Source organism: Paenibacillus senegalensis JC66 (assembly GCF_000285515.1).
In the GTDB taxonomy this organism is placed as follows: Bacteria; Bacillota; Bacilli; order Paenibacillales; family NBRC-103111; genus Paenibacillus_L; species Paenibacillus_L senegalensis.
This window is the reverse complement of the sequence record NZ_HE610961.1, coordinates 96,716-121,240: the sequence shown is the minus strand read 5'-3', so window position 1 is coordinate 121,240 and position 24,525 is coordinate 96,716. Positions and strand designations below refer to the sequence as shown.

17 protein-coding genes and 1 riboswitch are annotated in these 24,525 nt (G+C 49.2%); of the genes, 9 read left to right on the top strand and 8 right to left on the bottom strand.

Annotated features, from left to right (window positions below; genetic code table 11):
• Positions 1–169: 169 nt before the first annotated feature.
• Positions 170–376, bottom strand: a complete 207-nt coding sequence (locus tag PSHG_RS19005) for a hypothetical protein (RefSeq protein WP_010276299.1) — start codon at positions 374–376, stop codon at positions 170–172.
• A 186-nt stretch (positions 377–562) separates the two neighbouring features.
• Positions 563–647, top strand: a riboswitch (cyclic di-GMP riboswitch).
• Positions 648–953: 306 nt separating this feature from the next.
• Between PSHG_RS19005 and PSHG_RS29525 the strand changes: the two genes are divergently transcribed.
• Both PSHG_RS29525 and PSHG_RS18995 read left to right on the top strand, forming a co-directional pair.
• Positions 954–1,382: a hypothetical protein gene (locus tag PSHG_RS29525; RefSeq protein ID WP_010276296.1), complete on the top strand. Its 429-nt coding sequence runs from the start codon at positions 954–956 to the stop codon at positions 1,380–1,382.
• Positions 1,383–1,546: 164 nt separating this feature from the next.
• Positions 1,547–1,801: a DUF2164 family protein gene (locus tag PSHG_RS18995; protein WP_010276292.1), complete on the top strand. Its 255-nt coding sequence runs from the start codon at positions 1,547–1,549 to the stop codon at positions 1,799–1,801.
• Positions 1,802–2,333: 532 nt separating this feature from the next.
• On the opposite strand, the gene PSHG_RS18990 is transcribed toward PSHG_RS18995, so the two are convergent.
• Together PSHG_RS18990 and PSHG_RS18985 are read right to left on the bottom strand one after the other, a co-directional pair.
• On the bottom strand, positions 2,334–4,397 hold the full coding sequence (locus tag PSHG_RS18990) for a serine hydrolase (RefSeq protein ID WP_010276289.1): 2,064 nt from the start codon (positions 4,395–4,397) through the stop codon (positions 2,334–2,336).
• Between the two features lie 507 nt (positions 4,398–4,904).
• On the bottom strand, positions 4,905–6,203 hold the full coding sequence (locus tag PSHG_RS18985) for a hemolysin family protein (RefSeq protein ID WP_026021477.1): 1,299 nt from the start codon (positions 6,201–6,203) through the stop codon (positions 4,905–4,907).
• Between the two features lie 662 nt (positions 6,204–6,865).
• Between PSHG_RS18985 and PSHG_RS18980 the strand changes: the two genes are divergently transcribed.
• Together PSHG_RS18980 and PSHG_RS18975 are read left to right on the top strand one after the other, a co-directional pair.
• A complete protein-coding gene (locus tag PSHG_RS18980; protein ID WP_010276279.1) occupies positions 6,866–7,627 on the top strand; it encodes a DeoR/GlpR family DNA-binding transcription regulator in 762 nt (253 codons plus the stop codon).
• A gap of 99 nt (positions 7,628–7,726) precedes the next feature.
• On the top strand, positions 7,727–8,824 hold the full coding sequence (locus PSHG_RS18975; protein ID WP_010276274.1) for a zinc-binding dehydrogenase: 1,098 nt from the start codon (positions 7,727–7,729) through the stop codon (positions 8,822–8,824).
• A gap of 239 nt (positions 8,825–9,063) precedes the next feature.
• Here the strand turns inward: PSHG_RS18975 and PSHG_RS18970 are convergent, their stop codons facing one another.
• Together PSHG_RS18970 and PSHG_RS18965 are read right to left on the bottom strand one after the other, a co-directional pair.
• Positions 9,064–10,104, bottom strand: a complete 1,041-nt coding sequence (locus tag PSHG_RS18970; RefSeq protein WP_316244849.1) for a hypothetical protein — start codon at positions 10,102–10,104, stop codon at positions 9,064–9,066.
• 164 nt (positions 10,105–10,268) lie between these two features.
• Positions 10,269–12,383, bottom strand: a complete 2,115-nt coding sequence (locus PSHG_RS18965; RefSeq protein WP_157213475.1) for a helix-turn-helix domain-containing protein — start codon at positions 12,381–12,383, stop codon at positions 10,269–10,271.
• 510 nt (positions 12,384–12,893) lie between these two features.
• On the opposite strand from PSHG_RS18965, the gene PSHG_RS18960 reads away from it, so the two are divergent.
• The 3 genes from PSHG_RS18960 to PSHG_RS18950 all read left to right on the top strand — a co-directional run bounded on the left by PSHG_RS18960 (position 12,894) and on the right by PSHG_RS18950 (position 18,319).
• Positions 12,894–14,546: an extracellular solute-binding protein gene (locus PSHG_RS18960; RefSeq protein ID WP_010276267.1), complete on the top strand. Its 1,653-nt coding sequence runs from the start codon at positions 12,894–12,896 to the stop codon at positions 14,544–14,546.
• Positions 14,547–14,749: 203 nt separating this feature from the next.
• Positions 14,750–15,619, top strand: coding sequence for a metallophosphoesterase family protein (locus PSHG_RS18955; protein ID WP_010276264.1), 870 nt, complete (start codon positions 14,750–14,752; stop codon positions 15,617–15,619).
• A gap of 300 nt (positions 15,620–15,919) precedes the next feature.
• Complete coding sequence (locus PSHG_RS18950) at positions 15,920–18,319, top strand: right-handed parallel beta-helix repeat-containing protein (RefSeq protein ID WP_010276261.1); 2,400 nt, start codon at positions 15,920–15,922, stop codon at positions 18,317–18,319.
• A gap of 174 nt (positions 18,320–18,493) precedes the next feature.
• On the opposite strand, the gene PSHG_RS18945 is transcribed toward PSHG_RS18950, so the two are convergent.
• The 3 genes from PSHG_RS18945 to PSHG_RS18935 form a co-directional block, all read right to left on the bottom strand.
• On the bottom strand, positions 18,494–19,285 hold the full coding sequence (locus PSHG_RS18945; protein ID WP_010276258.1) for a protease complex subunit PrcB family protein: 792 nt from the start codon (positions 19,283–19,285) through the stop codon (positions 18,494–18,496).
• 106 nt (positions 19,286–19,391) lie between these two features.
• Complete coding sequence (locus PSHG_RS18940; RefSeq protein WP_010276256.1) at positions 19,392–20,090, bottom strand: hypothetical protein; 699 nt, start codon at positions 20,088–20,090, stop codon at positions 19,392–19,394.
• A gap of 1 nt (position 20,091) precedes the next feature.
• Positions 20,092–20,655: a sigma-70 family RNA polymerase sigma factor gene (locus PSHG_RS18935; protein WP_010276253.1), complete on the bottom strand. Its 564-nt coding sequence runs from the start codon at positions 20,653–20,655 to the stop codon at positions 20,092–20,094.
• A 252-nt stretch (positions 20,656–20,907) separates the two neighbouring features.
• Between PSHG_RS18935 and PSHG_RS18930 the strand changes: the two genes are divergently transcribed.
• Both PSHG_RS18930 and PSHG_RS18925 read left to right on the top strand, forming a co-directional pair.
• A complete protein-coding gene (locus PSHG_RS18930) occupies positions 20,908–21,879 on the top strand; it encodes an arsenic resistance protein (protein ID WP_010276250.1) in 972 nt (323 codons plus the stop codon).
• A 198-nt stretch (positions 21,880–22,077) separates the two neighbouring features.
• Positions 22,078–24,474, top strand: coding sequence for an S-layer homology domain-containing protein (locus tag PSHG_RS18925; protein ID WP_010276247.1), 2,397 nt, complete (start codon positions 22,078–22,080; stop codon positions 24,472–24,474).
• Positions 24,475–24,525: the final 51 nt, after the last annotated feature.

Here is a 24,525-nt window from a genome sequence, read left to right as displayed (position 1 = left end):
TGACGAATAGCATCAATATCATCGTAAGTTGTTCGACCCGCCGGTAATAAGCTCTAACGTACGGATAACCGGGTATGGGTACAGGTACGGGCTTCAATTCATGATTATAAAACTGGGTGCAGCGAATATCATCTCAGCGGCAGGACTGGCTTCCTTCTGTTTATTTCTCTTACATTGCGGATTTGCCTGGATTGAGATCACAGTCGCTGGATCGAGCCACTTCTTTCATTGTCTTGGTGTCGATAATGCGGTAATTATGTCCTAAAAAATTCATGATGGCTTCCTTCTGGTCGCTTTCTAGAACAAAGTGCCAAATTTCCTGGCCTGTTAATGGGTCAATTCCGCTTAGCTTTTGCAGCGAATACCGTTTTTTCATTGATCACCGCTCCATTTTCTCAAGATGTAATTAGCTCATATAGACTATGACACTTTTAAACAGGCATTTATCACGCAAAAAACCTAAAGATTTTTTAATCTTACAAATTTCGACATGACAAATATAAAATTTTAGGTATAATAATAAAAAATGGCTGGAAACAATCGGCAGTGTTTTTAATAATGTTACTAACATGGGGGCTATGAAGTTCACTCTGTAATTTGGGCACTTGGAGTGAATGGAGCTAGTAGTGCAACCGACCATCTCTTGTTTGTCATTGGACAAACGGGAGGTGGTTTTTTATTTCTCCTATCCGGCCGGAATCCGTTACAAACAAGGCGGTTGATATTGCAGGGATATCCAAATAAGAACGATGAAGCAAGATCTGTATTGGAGACAAGCTCCTGGCTAACAGAGAGTACTTTTTTAGAAGCTACATAAAGATAAGGATTAGGCAAGAAGGACAGTAGGCGATGAGAGTCATGACCAAGATAACAGCACACAAGTTAACAGCACATAGATGAAAGTCATTATTGTCGGAATTATAAAAAAATAGGATCAGTGAGGAAGGTGAACAATGATGAATGATTTCTGCAAAATCGATGGATGCAACAAACCGGTAAAGGCAAAAGGAATGTGTTCGATGCATCATCAACGCTGGTGGAGAAATGGGGACCCGGAATTTTTAAAGCGGGACATCAAAAAAGTATGCAAGGTTGACAATTGTACAAGTGATGCCAAATGCAAAGGGTATTGTACCGTGCATTATGCGCGTTGGAGAAAGTACGGAGATCCCAATCAGGTGCGTAAAGTCATTAAGACCTGCACTATAGAAGGGTGCAACCGCAGCCACCGTGCACGCGGACTATGCGCTTCCCATTACCAGACCTGGGCACGGCGGAAAAAAGCTAGCAGCAAGCAGGAATACAGTGAGGCGTTGAATCGTCTGCGCTCGTCCTCCTGGCAGCCGGTTAGACTGCTGCGTTCGAAGATTCATTTAAGGTAGGAAAGCTAGATGGAATCATGGTACTCTTTATTAGCTAACTGATATATTTAGAAACCTTCTTATTTTCCGATGACAGGGAAAGAAGAAGGTTTTTTTGTGTTCACAGTTGAATTATTAATTTATATTTACCGGACCTATCGAAGGAACAAGGGGGAACAATATTAATGCACAAAATGCCAAGAGAAGAGAAGTTGAAAATTGTGAGTGAGCTTCAAGAGCACCTTCTTCAAGAGTGGGATTTGGAAGTGGGTGAGCTGGCGGCTGAACTGTTGTTAGATAAACTTAGCAGCAAGCTCTACCCGTTTATATATAACCAGGCCATAGCTGATTGTCGCCAGCTGCTTGAGATGAGGATGAATTCACTGGAAGAGGATCTATACGCTTTGCAGCGGCCTGTTCCTTCGCCTGAAAGGGACTAATCATTCGTGACAATGTTGTCGATTAACTGAGCTGACACTTGAGACATGGCCAGGAGGCTGTAGCAGCTGCTTCGAATTCTAACGCTCGCAGTGGTCCTTATTTGAGCAAAATCAGGGTGTTGAAAATTGTAACGCTCGCCACGGTCGCCACGGTCCTTATTTTGCTCAAATTGCTGTTTTCAGGGCTTTTTGTCGCAAATAAGAGCAAGGGCGAGCGTTAGCGCGAGAACAGCTCGCAAGGAGTGCCGCAGAACAGCAGAAAATCACGCAAGGAACCATCGTAGAACAATTCGAGGCGGCACACAACTCGAGAGCCACGCTGTAGCCAGCGGCACACAACTCGAGAGCCCCGCCGTGGACAGCGGCACACATCTCGTAATACATGCGATTGGTCAGCGAGAGGTGTCCGCAACTAATCGCCAGCCTCCAAGGCAGCTTAGCTTTTAGGACATTTAGGATAACAAATAATAAACCACGCACGCTTCGGACAACCGAGGCCTGCGTGGTTTATTTTGTTGTTATGGTCGCTATTTTATTGGATACCCATCACTTGACCCTGCACGGGATTGGTCAGCGCTTGAAAATGGTGGGCGGCTTCCTCCGCACGAGTCATCGGCTGGCGGGACTTGAAATCGTAGATTCCAGCATCGCTTACAGTTACTTCAGGTCCATGCAGACCGAGTAAGATAGCCATTTGTACTGCTTCTTGAGCCCAAGCATCAGTAGACCCTTCCAGGAGCGGAATCGACTCATACATCTCCTTAGGCAGGATAGCGGAAGCAATTCTCCACACGATCACAGCCGCTTCCTGACGAGTTATAGCGCGGTCTGGCTCGAACAAGCCCTGGTCATTGCCAGCTATAAGACCCAATTCTACGGCAGCAAGTATGGCCTTTTCGGACGGATGGCCCTTCACATCAGGGAAAGCTTCCGTTATGATGCCTTGCGGCTTTCGATTCAGAATTTGCATATATCTCTCGATATATTCGGCACGAGTGACCGGAAGATCAGGGCCAAATTCCAGCGCCGCATCGTTGTCGTAATAACCGAGCGATTGCATGCTCATAATATAGGATGCGAAGGGATGGTCTTCGGCAATATCGGCAAATCCTTGCGCAGGTTGCCCTTTGCGGGTGTAGCCTAACGGATTCAAATGAGGTTCTTTCATGTAGCTTACCGTTCCGTCTTCCTCTACCTTAAATCCGGTTAACATCCCGTAGGCGTCAATAAAGAGGTGATCTTCCACCTGAATCAGCGGACGGGCACCTAGCAAGGCGTCGGAAATTACAAGATCCTCGCCTTCCGGACTTTCCACTGTGCTAACCATGGAGTTTAAGCGGAGATCAGTGAACAATCCCGTATAAATGCTCATGTCGGCATCCAGTTCAGGGGCGTACCCGCTAAAATCGGCCGGCTGAGTCCATTCCGGATAAAATTCATACATAAAAGCAGGATACAGCAGATTGCGAAGCATGCCGTTGTTGTTATAGGTCACAAAAACACCGGTGTTGTCCTCTGGAATCATCCACAGATAAGAGCTGAAGCCGTTCAAGTCCCCTGCCTTCGTAATTACGCGGCTGTCGGCTCCGGCTTCCGGCAGCTGCATGGGTGCTTCAAAGCCGTAGGTCGTATCGGGCAGCAGAGGGTGAATGGAAGATTGGTAAACAGTCATCGCCTGACGAGTTTCTTCGCTAATTAGAGAAGGAATGTCCGAGCTTCCGCCAGACAGGAAGGACAGCATAAACTTACCGATGTCTGCCGATGTGGACAGCATACCGCCATGCGGCATAACCGTAGGGGTTAGCGTGTACAGGTCCAGAGGCTGGCCGGCAGCGTCATACCCTACAGCGAGCTGCTCGCGCAAAGAGCCTTCTAGTAGAAACCCGCTGGTGTCCATGCCCAACGGCTCGAAAATATTTTGTTCCATGTACTCCTCAAAAGGCATTCCGCTGACGGTCTCAACCAGGTATCCGACCAGCAGGGAAGCGAAGTTATCATACATATAGGAGGTTCCGGGCTCACGAACTACTGCGGGCATGTTCGCCTTTATGTATTCTTCCATGCCAACAAATTTATCAAAATCGTTATGGATATCTGTTGGGTTAGGATCACGAATTTCAAAGCCTGTAGTATGGGCAAGAAGGTCTCCTACGGTCACGGGGGTGGAAAACGGGTTGTCCAGCTCGAGATCAGGCAGGTAGACAAGAAAATCCTGATCAAGCTCGATGGCTCCCTGCTCGACAAGCTGCATGGCTGCCAAGGCGGTGACCGACTTGGAAACGGATGCGATGCGGAACACAGTGGTGTCCGGGTCAACTTCCAGCTGGTTAGCGGCATCCGCATAGCCAAATCCTCTGTTAGCCAATACTTCTCCATCCTTGACGATAACAACCGATGCGCCTATGTAGCTGCCTTCCAGTTCAGGCTGGGCAAAGAATTGGTCAAGAAATTGATTGGCGCTTTCCGCGGTTAGCGGTGTAGGGTCCGCTTCATTGGTTTCTGCGAAAACAGTTGTGGCGGAGAACGCTAAACAAAGAGCGAGCATAACAAGGGTTAGCTTGAAAGGACGGGAGGAACGGGATGATGAAAAATACATAATAACGGGATCACTCCTTCATTTCAGATATTCCTGGGGATAGTTATTCTAGTTGATCTTTAATAATACTAAAACTATACCAAAACTGTTTTTTCGAAAGTTTTCTGGTGGATAAAGGGAATTTTTTCGAGAGTTTTCTAGATGGATAAAGGGAATTTTCCTCCTTTCTAATTCAGGCTAAGCCTCTCATGGTACGGATTCAAGCCTGCCCGCATGGAAGATTAAATGAGCAAATTGCCTAATTCGCATGGTGATCCCCAATTTCGATGGATCGACTAGCATTAACAAGATATAGATAAAGGAAACCTTATAATCTATTTCTTGTTCGATTGAACCTTTCGCTGGTATTTATGCAAAATGCTACAATAGATTCTAACTATTAAGTATAGCAATAAAATGCGGCAATCTCCAACGCAGCGGTGGAAAAACGAACGAATAGACGCCAGAAAATTCGTCCAGCATTTTTTGGCGTCTAAGCGAAGGATATGTCGGGGTTAAGATTACCATCTATACCTGGCCTTCCGGCGGGATAGGGCCGATTTCTACCCGCAATATGCGGTGCCGTCCTTTCTCTCTAACGGTGAACCGGTAATTTTGATAGTCAATATAGCCGCCCTTGCGAATAGCCGGGTTACGGTGATAGATCCAGCCGCCAAGAGTGTCAAGATCTTCATCATCAAAGTGAAGGGGGAGCTTTTCCTCCAGAATATGTAGCGACAGCTTTCCGTCCGCCATCATCCGGCCCTCGCCAATGGTCTCGAATTCCCGTGTCTCCGCTTCATCAAACTCGTCGCGAATTTCCCCGACAATCTCCTCGAGGATATCTTCCAATGTAACCATGCCGGCGGTCCCGCCGAACTCGTCAACTAGAATAGCCATATGGATTTGCTTTTGCTGCATAAGGGTCAGAACTTTTTGTACAGGCGTATGGGCAGATACGGAAATGACAGGCTTGATCATGGTGGTCAAATCAAGCAGCGGTCCCCTGCGGTCCTGCAAAAAGAACTGCTTCGTAATAATCATGCCAGCCACATGGTCTTTGTCACCGTCTATAACGGGAAAACGCGTAAACTGTTCCTTTTTCATAATGGAAATATTCTCGCTCAAAGGCTTGTTAAGATCCAAGCAAATCATGTCGGTGCGGGGCACCATTACCTCATGCGCGAGACGCTCATCGAAAGCGAAAATCCGGTTAACATAGCCGTATTCCGAGTGGTTGATCTGACCGCTCTCCAGGCTTTCAGACATGATAATGCGAAGCTCGCCTTCCGAGTGGGCCTCTTCATGCTCCGAAGCGGGATTGACTCCGAATAACCGGACAATTCGGTTTGATGACAAGTTCAGCACCCAAATAAGAGGGAAGAACAGACCGTGAAACCAAATGATCGGCACCGCACACAGCAGACTGACCGCCTCTGCCTTCTGGATGGCTAAAGTTTTGGGAGCGAGCTCTCCTATAACAACGTGCAGATAGGTAATCGCCGAGAACGCAATAATAAATGAAAGCAATCCGATCATTGCTTCAGGGACAAATTCGCCCAGGACAGGCTTTAGCAAATTCTCCACCGTCGGCTTGCCGAGCCAGCCCAATCCCAAAGATGTCAACGTAATGCCAAGCTGGCAGGATGACAAGTATTCATCAAGCTGATGGAGAACTTTTCTCAGGGCGAGGGCATTCGCTTTTTTCTCCATAACAAGCTGGTCCACCCGGCTTGAGCGAACCCGAACAATGGCGAATTCGGTTGCCACAAAAAAAGCGCTGAAAAAAATAAGCACTGCTATCATAAATAAATTAAAGGTAACCATGTCATCACCCCCGCGGGTGTAGGATAGCTGAAAACTGCATATCAGGCCGTACAAAGCTTGTGAACCTCATTATAGAACTGATCAGATCAATATTCAACTTTTGGCAGGCAGGGCTTGGAAAAGCGAACAATAACGAATGAACTAATGAAAGAATGAACTAATGAAAGAATGAACATAAGTAAGTGCGAGCCTCTTAAGCGCAACGCTTTAAGCGGTTATTTTTTATTTATTCAAATGTTTATGGCCGCTACGGATTGACAAAATGGAACGATTAGCATAATCTTAAAATTGAACAAATAAAAGCACAAATATAATACAAATGAACATATGTTTATAACAAACAAGCAATTGTTCATGATCGAGTAACCTATTGATATATGCACGAAAGTAACCGGTGTACGCAAGTATTTACTTAGTTAATCTGCCATTCCCTCTTTAAATGGCTTTCCGCTGCCAGCTCAATTCCTTTTACTGTTTATGAACTTATTGCCGACAGGAAATGAATAAAAGTGCGTGGAAAGCTAATGAAAGTGAATAGCTGATGTGTGTTTAGGTTGTCAGTCTCTCCTTGACGCTTCATAATGGAAAACAGCATGGCAAAGCTCTATGTATGGCCAAACACATATTACGCTAATATACCGTCTTAAGGAGGAGTGAGCAAGATGCTAGCCGCAGAAAGAAAATTACTCATTGTGGACTATGTTAAACAAACCAAAGTAGCCACCGTAGCTGCCTTGGCCAAAGAATTCAACGTTCATGAGGCCACTATACGCCGGGATTTGGCCGAAATTGAACAGGAGGGACTGCTGCGCCGGACACATGGTGGTGTAGTCTTAGATCAGCAGCTGAACCAGGAGCCTTCTTTTGTAGAGAGGGCTAATATTCAATTGGACCAGAAGCAGCGGATCGGTAAAAAAGCGGCTGAATTAATCAATGACGGAGACCATATTATTATCGACTCCGGCACGACGACTATTCATATAGCTAAACAAATTGTGGGACGCTCGAATATTACGGTCGTCACCAACGATATGAATGTTGCCGCAGAGCTGCGCGAAGCACGAGGCGTTAAAGTAATTGTTACGGGTGGAGAGCTCTATTTGTCGAGCTATATGTTGAATGGGATGTTCACAGACCAGGTGCTAAGCTCACTCCATGTGCAAAAAGCATTTATCGGAACTCCCGCCCTGCATGCCGAGCATGGACTAACTCACCCGGAAGCGCAGCTGGTTGTGACCAAGCAAAAGATGATCAAGGCTGCCAGAGAAGTGTTTATTGTGACGGACGATACAAAAATCGGCAAAGTGTCCCTGCACACCGTTGCTCCTATTCATTCGGTGCAAAATGTAATAACGGGCAAGGAAGCCTCGGAAGCCCAAGTGAAATTGATGGAAGAAAAAGGAGTGAAGGTGCTCCTGGCTTGATCGTGGGTTAGACCCGTTCATCCCATTGCTTAGGATGGAGATGATGAGATGAGCCGGATAGTCTTTCGCCAACAACTCGAAAGGGGGTGAAATCAATCAATGGAAACCAAATCGGTTAACACAGCCGTTCAGTCCCGAGTCTATCGACTGACCAAACCCCGTGAAATGGAAGAAATCACCGTGGAACGAATCATCCCTGAAGGGTTCGTAGCTATTGAGCCAACTATGGCCAGCATTTGTCACGCTGATCTGCGTTACTTTACAGGAATGAGACGTCCGGAAGCCTTGGCGAAAAAGCTGCCCATGGCCCTTCTTCATGAAGGCATCGGCACCATTGTCGAAAGCCGTGATGCAAGCAGACAGCCGGGGCAAAGAGCCGTGATCGTTCCGAACATCCCGGGGCGTCTGTTGAACCCCGGGCAGGGCGTGAACGAGCTGCCCCCTTTCCGAGCGGGCTGGGAAGATAATTACAGCAGTCATGGAGCTTTCCTCGGAAGCGGAAATGACGGTATCGCCCAAGATCGGCTGGTAATCCCAGCGGCTTGCGCGATTCCTATTCCGGATCACATCCCGGATGAAATTGCCGTGCTCTCTGAATTATGCTCTGTGTCTACCCAAGCTTTAAGCCGTGTCGAAAATGAATTGAAAGCAGCGACTGTAGCCGTATTTGGTGACGGTCCAGTCGGTTATTTAACCGCAGCTATGGTTCACCATCTGCATGGTCTGGACGAAAGCCGCTTGCGGGTGTTCGGTGCGGATGAAGCAAAGCTCAGCCAAGTCGAGTTTGCAAGTCGGGCGATGGTACAGGACTATGATTTTGCCAATGCGGAGAAGGTCGATATCGCTATTGAATGTACAGGAGGACGCTTTAGTGAAAGCGCCGCGAATCAGGCAATCGATATTTTGAAACCGGGCGGCATTCTTATTCTGATGGGCGTAACCGAGGAGCGCGTACCGATTAATACCAGAGATGTTCTGGAAAAGGGCCTTACGCTATTCGGCAGCAGCCGCAGCTCAATTAACGATTATTATCCGGTATTGGAGGCTATGACCGATCCGGCCTGCCAGGCTACCCTGCGCAAGCTTCTGCCGGATGAACATAAATCCATCCTTCGTCTGAATGATTTTGTAGAAGTGATGGAAGAAGCTTCGAATCATCGCGATTGGAAGAAGACCATTCTGGAGTTTAAATGGTAAGTTAAGAAATGTATGTAGGGAATTTGGAATGCGGACTTATTTCTAGGCTAAGCGTATAAAATACTGATGTTAAACGGACAAAAAGAGGGTTCCCCAAAGTTATCACAGATGACTGAGGGCGACCCTCTTTTTCTGATGGCTCCGGAGGAATGTAATGTCTGTAAGCGTAGATTGAGAGTGCACAGAGTTGTACGTAGCCGCATAAAGAGCTGGTTTGTTATGAAAAGGTGCCGAACATGCTAGTGATTTATAATATGAGGGTTGGCATCGATAATGGATAACGCGGCCTCCCAAACCTGAGGCACATAATCTAGTACGGCTTCGGCGCGGGCATGAAGATCGCAGCTGGAAGCAAGACCAAGATCCTGCAGAATGGCTTGAAATGCCGGCAGCTGCTGTTCTCCAAGATGGGGCGCATCAGCTGCAAATATGTAATGGCAGCGGGCGAATGTAGCCGCCATCCAGAAGACGGCCTCGCGGTGGCAGCCGGAGCGGATCAGCTGCCTGCTTCCGTCGATGGCGATAGGCCGAGCGGCAGCGGTAATGTCAGAGCTGAAGAAGAACGGCGTCCGGGAGACCGCAGCCGCAGCATCGAAGGTATTTGTTAATGCTTGTAGATGCGCCTCCGCCTGCCCGGCCGTCCAGCTGAGACAGCCCAGCAGCTTCAACAGCTGCACATACAGCTCTGGCTGCCCGTATTCCTCCAGCACCTCACGTGCTGCCAAATAACGAAGCCTAATAGTCGGGTTGCGCAGAGCTGCGACCAGCAGCATATGGGTAGTCACTCCGGCTGGAAACAGCAAGGACATGACCCGTTCGTGAAGCGGAGCGTCTCGCTTAATGGAGCGCATGCCGCTCACCACACGCTCCCTGGCCTCTTCACAGCGGCGCAGCACCCATGTTCGCTCGGCGAACCGCGGCGCTACTTCATTCAGCAGAAACTGCAGGTGGCCGGTAGGGTCGGCGATAATCGTATCCTGCCGGAAACCGCCGGCCAGGTGATAGGAGGCTAGAACCTGCTCCGGAGTAGCGATCTGCTTGAGGCTAAGCGGAGTGACCTCAAGAAGCGTATCGCCATATATGAACTTTCCCGGCTTTACGGGAGCTTCTTCTGATTTAACTATGATGAGATCGACGTCGGAGGAGGGAGACAGCTCAGCCTCGTCGGGAAGATATGCGGTGGAGCCGGTGATATAGGCGCCGCGGAAGTCCGGAGCTTGACTGGCCTGGCTGTGTACCCATTCAGAAGCCTGCCGGCGAGCTTTTCCAACCTTCATCATGACACCCCTTCTGAAAAAACGTCTGATTGTTCAATCTATCATTGAATTATTCACTAAAGCTGGCAAGCTAATCGGATAATGTAAAAAGAATAGATCGAAAGAAAACATGCTGGTCATCCGGTCATTTAGTCATTTTGACACTATGCCTTGTGGCAGCGTTCGTGTCACATTTTTTGCAGCCTGCTCTTTTTACGATAGTCGCCTGGAGTAAGCGCCGTCAGCTTCTTGAACATCCGGATAAAGGAAGTAACATTGCGGTAGCCGATGCGCTGGCCGATTTCCTGAATGCTTAAGTCGGTCGAATCGAGCAGCTCCTTGGCTTTGCGGATCCGGATGTTATTTAAATGATCGCTGAAGTTCACCCCGGTTTTCTCCTTCATCAGTGCTGATAGGTAAGCCCCCGTAATTCCGAGATGACTGGCCACGATATCAAGTGAAATGTCCTCAGCGTAATGCTCCTCCAGGTAGCTCATCGCTCCATCGGTCGTGTCGTTCTGCTCTTCTTTCTTGGACTGAATCAGCGAACCGGAAATCGATAGAAAACGAGTGAAAAATTGCTTTAGCTGGCTGGTTGTGTAGCAGTCGTCAAGCAGGCCGATACTGTTGTAAAGCTCGGTCTGGTCCTCAATTTCCATTCTGTGGGCAGCGATCACCTGCAGCGTCGTTTCGATGGTCTGCTCGGCGAATTGGCGGAAGCGCAGGGCGCTCGATTCCTTCAGGGCCATATAATCCAGCATGCGGTGAACCAGTTCGATACACATGGAAGCATTGCCCGCCTGCAGATTCATATAAAACTCCTGATCCTTTTCCGCCAGGAACGGATGGTATTCCGCTTCGCCCGTATCCGCAAGAGTGAGCAGTTGGGTCTCTTCCACCAGCTTCGCGGTTTTGGCAATGTCCAGCACTTCATCATAAGCATCTCCCAATGCCGTATGCGCTGGATAGACGCGGCTTAGCGCAATGCTGACCAAACAGTACAAGGTATCCTGGTCGAACACCTTTTTCAGCTTATGCAGCTTCTCTTCGAGCTTAGACATAGGGACATCTCCGCTTGCCATCGTCAGAATCTGGTCATTTTCGATTTGCAGCGTGTGCGATAAGGTAAAGCCGCCCATCGCCAGCTCGATATATTCTTTTAGAGCATAAGCGACCTGCTCTGTAGACATTTTGTGCTGCTTCAGCACTGTTTTCTTGAAATTGAGCTGAAACAGAATAAGCCGGTAAGGCTGTTCAGTGAAAGTCTCGGACAATTCGGACAGGTCCGATTTGATTCGCTTGACCTTATGCAGGTAGCTGTAATTGCTCAAGAGAGCCTTTTTGCGGACCAGATCAGACAGGATATCATTCTTCTCTTGAATCAAATGGGTAATCTGATGGTGAATCAGCTTGAATTCGGCAATATTGCCGGACAAGGACGCAGGCTTATTGCTGATCAGGGAAGAGACTATTTCCTTGACCGGAGCATCCATTCTGCGGGTGTAATAAATGGACACCAGAATTCCGCAGCAGACAGATAGAATCAGCAGCAGGGCTGAAGTCAGATTCAGACTGGACATCTGCGAGCGTATGCTTGATACCGGAAGGCTAGAAACATAAGTGAATCCGGTATCCGTGCCTCTCTGCATGAAATAATAATGATTCTGATGCACAATAGTATCTTCTTCGTCCGCAAACAGCGTCTGGAGCAAATTCGCATCGGGCCATTCGCTGGAAGTGCTGTACAGCAGCTCTCCATCCTTGTCCAGAATGGTTAGTTCCGAGCCTGGAACCTGGTGGAAGCTTTGATTCATGCGACCCGCATCTAAAAAAGCGATAGCCATATAATTGCGGGGGGTCATTTTCAACACAATGGGAATAAGCTCCCGGGTATAGCCGGAAGAAAAAGAAAAAGCTCCATTTTCAAATACGTGATATTCATAAGGCTCATCTAACTGCTGCTTCCAAAATACGGGAGGATAAGAGTGACTGCTGAACTCCCGCTCAAACAGAGAGGCGGCTTCCGAGCCTCCTCCTTTGCTGATCACGTAGGACGGGGAAATATAGTAAACAAGAATATTATCTAGATAGAGAGAAGGATTTTCTACACTGGTCTCAATTTTGCTGCTTAACTGACTCGCTTTCAGGTAATCCAGCCTGTCCATCATATTCAAAGATAGCTTGACACTGAGCGTGGTCGTATTTTGATCGAAATAAATGTTAAATAACAGGCTTTTAACGGTGGACAGCTGATTCTCGTAAGCTTCCGCCGCGTTGCTGAGCAGGAGCCTGTTATAGCTCATGATTTCTTCCTTGTTATTCTGACTCAGGATTAAGAGGGAAACTACATTGATAGAAGTTAATAAAAGAACGATCATAAGAAATCCGAATAAGAGTCTAATAAAAAGTGAGTAAGGATTGCTGATCCATGTCGTCATCTTACGCAAACGTTCCTTCAATGTGTCCATTCCCCCATAAGCAAATGCATTTGGCAGTATGTACGTCAATCGTCAAAAATGGAAAATAATTCTATTTTAACTAGTGTAAGCGATAGAAATATTTTAACATGGAATTAGGCGAAGAAGGGGGAAATCCGGCGAATTCAAGAACTTTATGCAATTAACATTTCTTTAAATAGTTAACACTTCTCGTGATATCCTCAGGAAAGTCAGCAATTCAAAGAAGTGTATGTATATTCTTCCATTTCGCGTTAGGTATAATGGGGCTGCCAATAGCGCCGGATTCGCAATTAGATCCAGTTAATATCCGGCGGCAGCAAGGAAAGAAGCTTGAGAAGGGGAGGCACAACAAACATGAATCCATTATGGAAAAGAAACGCGATGCTGCTGTTAGCTGCAGGAGCATTTGCCGTATCGGCTTGCAGCAGCGGCGGCAATGGAGGGAGCAGCGGTGGAAACGAAGGAGGCGGAGAAGGCGGCAGTCCAAGTTCTGCACCTGAACAGGAAGTTGTGGAAGGATTGAATGCTGAGGGGTTCCCGATAGTGGAAGAGCCGATCAGCCTGGAGTTTTTCACAGGTCTTGCTCCCTCGAACAGCAATAATTTCGAGGAAACGATGGTTTGGCAGAGGTATAAAGAGAAGACCAACATGGACATTAAGTTTACCCTGGTCCCATTCGACAGTCTGAACGAAAGGCGGAACCTGATGCTGGCTGGAGGCGATTATCCTGACGCGTTCTACAGCGCGCGTTTGCCGGCAGCTGATTTAATGAAGTATGGCGAGCAGGGGACGTTTATTCCGCTTAATGATCTGATCGATCAATACGCTCCCAATTTCAAAGCGCTGCTGGAGCAATTTCCCGACCTGCAAAAAGGACTGACCATGCCTGATGGCAATATTTATTCGTTCCCGTCCTTTTACTCCCCGGAGTTTCTCTCTATGTTAATTGGAACACCCATTTGGATTAATCAGGACTGGCTCAGCGAGCTAGGCTTGGAAGAGCCGCAGACGATCGGGGAGTTTTATGAATTTTTGCAGGCAGTGCAGGCTTCGGATCTGGCCGGCGGCAATGCGATTCCTTTTGGCGCGGTTGGATTTAATACTTTGAAATACCATCTGCAGGGGGCCTGGGGCTTGGGAACGCGCGGAATTGGAAACGCTTATCTAGATATCGATCCGGCTACGAATGAGCTGCGCTTCTACAGAACTACCGAGGCCTACAAGGAGATGCTGGAATTCATTCATCAGCTATATACGGAAAACCTGTTTGATCCTGAAATTTTCACGATTCAGGAAAGTAACTTCCGGGCCAAAGGCGCTGAAGAAATTTATGGCGCCGCGATCACGACAAACCCGATTACCGCGTTCAATCTCGACAATTATGTCGGACTTGGAGCGCTGGAGGGGCCGCACGGCGACCGCTTGTATTCGCATGTAAAGGCTCCGCTGGCGTGGATTGGCGCGTTCGTCATTACGGACAAAAACCCGCATCCGGAAGCCACTGTCCGCTGGATCGACTGGTTCTTCAGTGATGAGGGGGCCGATTTCTACTTCCGGGGAATCGAAGGGGAAACATTCGAGTATAAGGAAAACGGAACTTGGGATTACGTCGAGGACATTACCAACAATGCTAATGGCCTGACGGTCAGCCAGGCGAGAAACAAATACTTTACCTGGAATGGCGGAAGTTACCCCGGTTACGTTCAGGATCATTATTTTATGGGCGCCGAATCTTACCCGAACGCGCTTGAAACAGGAGAGAAGGCAACACCATATGCGCCTGAGGAAATTTGGAATCCTTTCACCTACACGGCCGAGGAGAATAGCTTCATGACATCTGTGGGTGTGGATATTCATACGTATATGGCTGAGATGGAATCGAAATTTATTGCTGGCGACACTCCGTTTAGCGAATGGGACAATTATATAGCCACTATTGAAAGAATGGGCTTTGACAAATACATGGAAATCGCTAACGACGCTTATGAAAGATACAGGAGCAACTAATTCGTATAGGATGAGCAGCCGCAGCTTGCGCTCCCTTCCCGGTATCGCCGGATGGCGGCGTTCCGGAAGTGAGCCTGAGCCGCCCCGTCTGATGTGAGTTCTGCAAGCATGTTTTTCTGCAGGTGAGAAAATATATAATTAAGATGTTAGCCAAGAGAATAAGAGGCTAACCAATTCATCAGCGAAAAGAGGTTTTCCTCATCATGACCCGTTTTATATATTTGACGGATACTCATATTGGAGCGAATCCGATAGGCTTTCACCAACAGCCGGCTTACCCGGAATATGCAGCGGAAATCGCAGCTGCGCTTGATAGGGAAGCTCTAAAGCAAAAAGCCGATTTCATTATTCATGGCGGAGATTTAATTGACAGCTGCTGCAAGGAGTCCATCCAGAAAGCGTATGAGCTGTTTTGCTTGTCTGTTCCCGTCTATCTATGTCTGGGCAATCATGACTTGGATCATCCCGATGCTCTCAGGCATTGGCTTCAGGATGCCCCCCGTCTGTTTCCGGGAGGCAAACCGGAATTCGAGCTTGTCACGGAAGTCTGCCGCATTCATGTCATGCCTAATCATTGGGAGGAGGGACGGCGCTACCATTGGCACAAGGCACAGCTCCCGTATTTTTCGGAGGAACAGTGGCTCTGGCTGGAAGCTGGCCTGCAGCAGGAACCGGACAAAATCCATCTATTGATCACCCACAGTCCGGTATTCGGAATGAGCCGGGAGCAGAGCGGGCTGGATCGGATCATTCATGATGTGCCTGATGATTTTCAGAGAAGTCTGGTAGAACTCGTGCGCCGCTTTCCTAATCTTAAAGCCGTATTTTCCGGGCACAATCACCTGAATACCCTGACTTGTGAATCGGGCGCGGCTTTTGTCACAGCGAGTTCACTGGTCGAAACCCCCTTTGAGTATAAATTGATTGAGGTAACGGAAACAAGCCTTAAGATGTCGACCCATTCCCTTGGGTTACCATCACTTAACGGGCAGGCACCGCAATACAATGAACAGAAGGCTTACGCCCAAGGCCGCCTGCAGGACAGGCAATTTGAATTTCATTATAACGGCTGAGCTTGTTTTACGGCCTTTTAACAGAAGGGCAATGGATTTGGTTATACGCAGCGTTGGGAGAAGATGAGAGGGCGCCGGGTTTCAAAAAAAGCTTCAAGGAAGCCTATCCATCCTCTCCCGGATTATGACATCCAGCAAGTTTGCACAAATCTTGCATGGCGGAAGGTCGGAGCTTTTTGCCGGAGTTTCTTGTTGGAGCTTCTTGTCGGAGCTTCTTATAGTATAGATGAGATGCTGCTAGAGATAGCTGCAAAACGCCGAGATTCGGCGAGAGGAACTACTTGAAGGAGGAGTTGTCAAATGAGCGAACCAAACTCAGGCTTTGAACATGGCGTCCCTAAGGAAACGGAAGAACCCCGTCAAGCGGCTTCCCTAAGTCAGTCAAGTCAAGCGGACAAGCTTTATGAGCTGCAAAAAGAAAACGCTTTCCAGTCTTCGGATAAATTGCCTTCTGTAGTTCAGCAAGACGAGGCAGCGGGCAAGCTAATAAGCCGGCGAAAGTTCGTAGCTTCTCTCGGATTGGCGGTTGGCGGGGCTTTGACAATGCCCGGCTGGCTTCCAGGGGAAGTAAGAGCGTACGCCGAGTCGCAAGGGGCAGCTAGCGAGCGTGCTCCTTCCAAGTTCGGCCCCAACGGACGTAGTGCGTCTTTGCATGATCCGATCCCGACACCCCAATGGTTCAATGTTAAGGAGCATTCGGCAGCGGGAGACGGCGCAACGGACGATGCGGCGGCATTGCAGGCGTTAATCGTGCTGGCTGCTGCGGAGCCGTACAAGGCTGCCCTGTATTTTCCAGCGGGAAGCTACCGGATTGGTCATGCGATCGCTTTTCCCCACGGGATGCAGTTAATTTTCGACTATGGGGCTTCGCTTCAGCTTGATGCCGGGGTAACGGTCACTGTAGATTCAGCTGTTGACGCTCCTGCTTCTCTGCTGTTTAACGGAGGGGGGACGATTGTCGGCAGCTTCCATGGAGCTCCCGTCTATCCGCAGTGGTGGGGGGCGAAGGGGGAACGGACTCACGATGATACGGAAAGCTTTCGCAAGGTGTTCCGCCTGGCCAAGGATAATGAGAAGCCTTTGACGGTAATCGTCCCCAAAGGGGATTACGTCTGGTCAGAGCTTATGGTTGTCTATGGTGACACGTCCGTTATTTGTGAGGAAGGAGCCGCGTTTTTCCGCAATCATCCTCATACGATGCTGATCAATTTTGAGCAGATGGGGGAGGCGAATCCGGGCTACTCGGGGAATGGCAGCATTTTATTTGAAAACGCCAGGTTTGAATTTGTAGCGCTGGATCCGGAGTATCTATGCTATGAAGACGGAAATATAGCGCAGTTCGCTCATGCATCGGACTGGACGTTTCGAAACTGCCAGTTCTATGATGTGATCGATGCGCATGCGATAGAGGTCAATTCTTCCAAAAATGCCGTCATCGACAACTGTCAGTTTTACGGTTACCGTGAGCTTGCCACTAATCGCTGGTACGTGGAGGCGATCCAGATTGACCATGCTTCAACCAGCGGAATTTATGGAGCGCTGCCGTACGATGATACCCCCTGCCTGAACGTTACGGTGCGCAATTGTTTCTTCGGCAAAGGAAGGACTTATCAGTTTACGCGCAACGGGGTGCCGACGACTGTTGAGTTCAAAGCCTGGACCTGTGGCGTGGGCGGACATACTCACAAGGAAGGACGCTGGCACCAGAACATAATTATACGCAACAATATTTTTGAAGGCATGCGGTATTACGCTATCCGCCCCTATAAATGGCTGAATACGCTCATTACGGAAAACTATTTCCATGAATGCGGCGGAGGAATTTATGCGGTCGGCGGTTCTTTGCATAACGAGTTTGGAGCGGCACAGCCTCATCGGCGGCTGACGATTTCCAACAACCAGTTTATTAACGGGAAAGCGATTTACCCGGATCATTCCCAGGCCAACCGGAGGTTCGCGATCGGGGTCTTCTCTTTTGACGGAGTAATCTCCGAGGATGTCCGAGTGGAAGGCAATACGATAAGCGTGGCTGAAGATACAGGTATCCTGATCCGCAATATTACCCGGGTAACGGTCAGCCGCAATACGATAAACTATATGAAGCGTTCAGCAATTGAAGTAACCGATTGCCGGCAGCTGCTGGTGGATGGCAATCAAATCTATCAGCCGGTTGAGCAGGCTGTAGTATTGCGGAACAACCAATCGAGTACGATCGTGAACAATCATGTAGTGCGCTCGAGAATGCACGGGATCGATATGCAAAATTGCAGCCTGAGCGTGGTGACAGGCAATGTGATTACGGAATCTGTGCATTCGGCCATCTATGGAAGCGGCAACCAGGGGCTGAAAATCAAGGATAACATGATCGCGGACAGCCGCGAAGCTATTGCTTTGGCAGATTGTCAGCATGTGGATGTGACCGGCAACCGGATGGACCAGGCCGAGCGCAATTACTTGGAATTGAACCGTGTATCCGGCTTCCATGTATCCGCAAATATGATCACGGCACCTTCAGCGACTACTTATGATGCGATTTCATTCTTGAATCAGACCCGTTCGGGCATCGTCCGCGACAATCTCGTTACCGGCACATTCCGCTACGGGCTTTGGTTCGACAGCACGGCATCCGCCGTCCGTTACGGATATAACACAGGAACGATAAGGAATGACAGCTCCGCAGTAGAGGCGCTGCAGGATTAATAGGGGATGCGACATTATCAAAAGCAGCGGACTGTCCGATAAGCAGCTTTTTAGTTACGACACCTTACAAATTCAACACCCAAGAATGCCGGTAAAACAGCATTCTCGGGTGTTTCATTTTGAGGCCTTTACTTGGAAGAGGACTTATCAGACAGCTCTTGCAAGTGCAGCCCATTACTTAATGACGATTTTTCCGGCCGTACCCATAGGAGGATAGATCATTAAAATCGGACCGCTGAAGGTGACGTCGATTTCACCGCCTACCTCAAGATCCTCCCATGAAGCGGGTTCCTCAACGCCGTCTACTAATTTAAAAAATACGGTTTCCTCCGTAATATGGATGGAAGCCGGGACATCGGCTTCGCCGACCTTGAGAACCGCCAGCTCGCCTTCTTTGTCAGAAGGAGTAATTTCCTGAACGGCTCCACTGAAGGCTGCCTGACTGCCATCCTCTGCCTCGATAGGTGTCGGCCATTCGACCGGATCATCTTCCGGAACAGGCCATTCTACGGGATCCCCCGGAGCAGGCAGCTGAATGAAATCTGCCGAATTGACGGCTGTCACCGAATATTCTGCAGGTACATAGACATAAGCTTCCGGTTGAGTGATGACTTGAGCGGAAAACTCATCTTCAGCTGGCTCAATCAAGTAGTAGTAGACTGTCGCTTCGTTCGCTGTTCCGAATTCAATTCGGCTGATATGAATGCCATAGCCGGCATGAGGCTTTTCTTCCCTTTTCAAAATGATTTTATTAATGTTCTCGTTAACCGCTTCGGTAATGACTTCGATTTCCTCGGCATTCACGTCAGCAGCATTTTCTGCTCTCTCTTTAACAGGGAGGACCTGCACGGAATCATAGGCCGGCAGAGTGGTGGCCTGCTCAGGGATGCTGGAGTAGCTGCTGGAAGTCAGTAAACCGGCAACTGCAACGACAATTCCACCTTTGGCAATCCAGTTGTTAATCATTCCTATCACTCTCTTCTATTAAAATTTATAGGCTCAATATCGAAAATTAAATCCGAAAGCTGGATTGGACTTTACAGCCAAATTGTTTCGTGCTTTTCACATAACGTCATTTCGTTTCGCTGCCAGTAGGGAGCACCACCGATCCGGCGATAGCGTTCGCTTCATCAGCAGCAAGCTGGCCGGTTAGCGTATAATGCCAAGGGCCATAATCCCACTCTGCAGTTAGCGGCTCTGTGGATACAATGACGGGAGAATCCATCGTTTCCGCCTGATCCTGCTTTTCAATAACCAGGCTGAAGCCGTCGCCTTTCTCCAGTAAGATATATTGGAGCTCCAGCCGCCGCCCGCTTTCATTCATAACCGCATTCCGCAGCTGAAAGCCGGCCGGGACGTAGGCAGGTAAAGGAACGGGCTCTCCTTCAATAACGTAAGCTTGCGGAGCTGGATCTGCTTCGTTTCCATGATGGGAAAACAATCCTGCTTCCGGGTCGTTCATAACCGTAAATCCCGGGTCGGGAGGCTCCCCGGCAATGTTGGGGGGATTAGGATCATCTATCCCTTGAGATATGCCTGGCCTGGAACCGGAATCCATATTGAATGCCCCCGAGTTCAGGAAAAGGACAAGGACAAGGGCCAGTGCCGCTGCACTGCTGCTTATTGCCGGCCAAATCCAGCGCACCGGCTTGCGGGACTTCTGTTGTTCCAGCCGGATGCGCCGCAGGGTCGCTTGCTTGAGCTCGGGACTGACTGTCAGCTCCTTAACCTGATCCTTGGCAATGTGACGGAAACGGTCCAACGGTTCCAAACTAATCTCCCCCTTTCCAATTAGTCTTAAGTGCTGTTCTTGCACGGTGAAGGCGGCTGCGCACCGTTCCCTCCGGAACCCCCAACACCTGCGAAATCTCCGGTGTTTCCATCTCCTCATAGTAGTACAAAATTACGGCATCCTTAAGTAAAGGCGGCAAACGAAGAACTTCCTCCCATAATCTGCGGTTGGCATCGCGGGCCGTCACCAGCTGCTCAGGCGTCCCCTGATCATCAGGCTGTTCCGGAAGAAAGGTGGTCTTAACCCGTTTCCACCAGAATCCGCGCAGCATGTCCTTGCATACATTAATCGTAATCCGCATCAGCCACGTCTTCTCTCCACTGTCTTTCCGAAATGTGTGATACTTCTTGTAAACCTTAATAAACACTTCCTGGAAAGCATCCTCGGCCAATTGTCTATCCCTAAGATACATGTATGCCAGGCGCAGGACATCATCGCCATATTGATCCACCAGCTTCCCGATCAGCTCTTCTGAAGGAGGGGAATTGGAAGATTTCAGCTTGTTTTCGCTTGGTACCAAAGCAAAAAGCAAGGGAATTTTCACCGCCTTTCACCCTATTAGACGGAGCATGGTATAGAAATGCTCCCTCATTTTGAAAAAAAATCGAAAAAAATTTTCGTAAACCCCGCGAAGCCTTGAAATCTCGTTGGTTAGAGGGATTAAAAATGCAGAGCGGTCTATATTTACCCCCATTAATGAATGTGAAATAATAGGGGGAACATGAGCCTTTCTACGGAAGGATTACTGAAATGACGATGAGGAACGGTTTGCCGTACATCCGGGGGAGAATGTGGAATGACTAGAGAAAGCTTGGAAGCCTGCCAGATTTATATTTATGCCGCCGCCCTGCTTGCTGGTGCGGCGGCTGGCTTGCTTTTACCGGAATCGGCTGGTCTGCTGGAGAAATTGATCTCGCCTTGTCTGGCTGTTCTGCTGTACACAATGTTTGCACAAATTCCATTTTTACAGCTTCGTCAGTCGATAGCCAACCTGCGTTTTGCGGCCGCTCTGTTTACCGCCAATTTTGTCGCAATTCCGGTGTTCGTCTGGCTGCTGACGATCATTTTTCCACAAGCGCCGCCAATTCTGGCCGGGGTCTATCTCGTCCTGCTTACCCCGTGTATTGATTATGTTATTTTCTTCACTCAATTAGGCCGCGGCAATGAACGGTTAATGCTGATGGTCACTCCGCTGCTGTTCACGGCCCAACTGCTGCTGCTGCCCATATATATGTGGCTTTTTCTCGGCGGGGAAAAGCTGGCTTCAATCGTTCAGATTGCTCCCTTTGTCGAGGCGTTCGCGGGGATCATTATGATTCCTTTAATTTTGGCGATGATGACTCAATGGTGGGCGGAAAAGCAGCTGCTGGGGAAAAGGGTGCTGGAGCTCGGCGGCTGGCTGCCCGTCCCTCTTATGGCGGCGGTGCTAGCTATCGTTGTCGCTTCGCAGATTGATAGGGTGCTGTCGGAATGGGGCACGATTATCGGTGTGCTGCCCATTTATTTTTGCTTCCATCTGTTCGTTCCCCTTGTTGCGAAAATGCTGGCGGGATGGTTCCGGCTGGAGACAAGAGAGGGAAGAACATTAATATTTAGCAGCGGAACGCGAAACTCCCTGGTGGTCCTGCCGCTTGCCCTCGCTTTGCCCGGTGCTTGGGGGGCGCTTGCGGCCGCAGTCGTAGTTACCCAGACCTTAGTAGAGCTGCTGGCAGAGCTCGTCTATATTCGCGCTGTACCTGGTGTGCTGTTAAAAGATAGAGAAAAATAGGAAAAGGATGTCACAAAGTTGACATCTTTTAGCAGAAATAGGGGAAGTCCTGTTTTCATTTTATCGGAGGCATGGTTTAATAAAAGCAGAGCCCAAAATGGGGTGAAAAAGTAGTCGCGCGAGGTCTGCCGCGATCTGCCACGGGTGGAGTATTTTTCGCCGTGCTATTATTATTTTGTGAGGGTGAGGTCGGTTGATTTGAAAGGGTTTTCAAAGATTCGATGGGTGATGATTACTCTGCTGCTGCTTCAGGCATTGTATCTGCCTATGCACGCGCTGGGAGCCAGCGATCCGCTAGAGGCACCCGCCGGGCCAATAGCGGCAGGAGGGCCATCCTGGACTCCTCCGGTGCAATATTTGGCTCTTGGCGATTCTCTGGCTTTTGGAATGGGGCCCTATGATAGAGGGCTGGTGGGAAATCCGGGTTATAAACCTGGGCCAGGCTATGCCGATTTCCTGGCGGATTTCCTTAAGCAGCAGAATAACCTGGAGGGATTTAGCAAGTGGCATTCCTACCCGGGCTACAAAACAACAGATGTATTGCAACGAATTGTTGGAAATGTGACCGATAGTGTATACCAGACGACCAATCAGGAAGCGATTGCAGCTGCTGATCTGATTACGATCTCGGCCGGCGCCAATGATGTGCTTTCCGCAGGGGTGCGGATAAATCCAGAAGATTCGCTGGACATAACGATTGATCAGAAAGCGATAGTAGAAGCGCTCGAGCATGTGGGGCAGAACCTCGTGCTGATCGGGGAAGCGATTCATGAGCTGAACGCAGATGCGCAGGTCTACATCATGGGATATTACAACCCATACCCGTACCTGCCGCCTGATATTCAACCCCAGCTCAATCAGCTGCTAACCCTGTTGAATAGGGTTATCGCCGCAGCGGCGGAACAGATTGGCGCTGTATTTGTACCGACAGCGGAAGTGATTAACGGCAATTATTTAGAGTATCTGCCTAATCCCCATGATATTCATCTAAGCCCTGCAGGATACTACGCGGTAGCCAAGGAGTTCCTGGCGGCTCTTGAAACCCATTATTCCTGGGTTCCGGCAAATACGCTTAGAGCAACCGGGGTTACCGCTACTAGTGTCGATTTGCAGTGGACGCCTGCCCGGGATAAAAGTGCCGTGACGTATTCCGTGTACAAGGATGACGAGCATATCGCTACCGTAACGGAGACAACGTATCAAGTATCTTCGCTGCAGCCGCAAACGACTTATACGTTCACGGTGAAGGCGGCCAATGAAGAGGGAGAAGTCAGCCGGCATAATCCGTTCATCGAAGTGACGACAAATACCCGCCGTCCTTCCGCAGGCGGCTGGATTGGCGGTCCGCTTCTTCCAGGAGGCGCTGGCCAATACTTCTCGGCTGCTAATGGCATTATTGAATTTAACGAAAATGCTTTGGAAATCACATCGGCTACTGCCGAGAACGGCACCGTTACCCTGACGGTAACGATTCGTGATGAGGCATGGAGACAAGCACTGGAGCAGCTTAACGGTCAAGCGGAAGCCGAACTTTTTGTTCGGGTCAATCAACAGGCCGATGGGGCTGTTCTGCAATTGAGCGTCGGGCAAATTAACGATTTGCAAGATGCTGCCGCAGAGGCAGTGCTTAATCTTGTGTTCCGGCAAGCCGCGCTTCATCAGGCAGTGAAGGGTTTGGAGCTGCATGACGATGATCATCTGGAATTGAGAATCGGCAAGCCATTAGCTTCCGTAATCGCGGCTCTGGAGAACCAAGCTTCCTCTCAAGGGATTACGCTTGCCGGTACGCCGGTCGTGATGACGGTGAGTGTGCATCATGAGGGCACCGAAACCATTTTGCCGACCGCTGGCCGAACGATCGCCGGACCGGAGTCAGCAACCGCTTTGATTAATCTTTCTGCAGCCCGCTACGATGCGGGAGCTGGGGAACTGGCTTTTGCCCCGGCCACATTCCGTGTAGAAGAAGGTCGGGCATTTGCGTCTATGCAAAGCAGCATCAATGATCCGATCGTATTGATTGACTATTTCAAATCCTTTCAGGATACACGCGGGCATTGGGCTCAAGGAGCGATCGAAAACCTGGCTTCCAAGCTGCTTGTTCAAGGCAGAACAACTGACGTTTTTGCCCCGGAGTCGCCTGTAACTCGTGCGGAATTTGCTGCATTGCTGGTGTGTGCCGCCGGTCTTCAGGCTTCAGCCCCGGCCGGGGGAGCGGCCTTCTCGGATGTACCGGAGACAGCCTGGTACGCTGATGTGGTAACTGCCGCTAAGCTCAGCGGGCTTGTCGACGGCTTTGAGGATGGCAGCTTCCGTCCGGAGCAGACGATTAGCCGTGAGCAAATGGCCCTCATGATCATCCGTTCCATTGAGCTGCTGGGGCACCCGCTTCCAGACAGGACCAACGCATCCGTTACGGACTTCGTTGATGCAGACGGGATTTCCAGCTGGTCTCAAGCTGCAATCGACCAAGCGGTAAAAGCCGGCTTGATTGACGGTATGCAGGATGGAACGTTCCGTCCAGCGGAGACTGCCACGCGTGCTCAGTCGGCTGCTCTGCTGGAGCGATTGTTAAAAGAAGTCAATTATATTGACTAAATCTAGCCCTTATCCATAACCTTATCTGATTAGAGAATCAACTGGAGATTC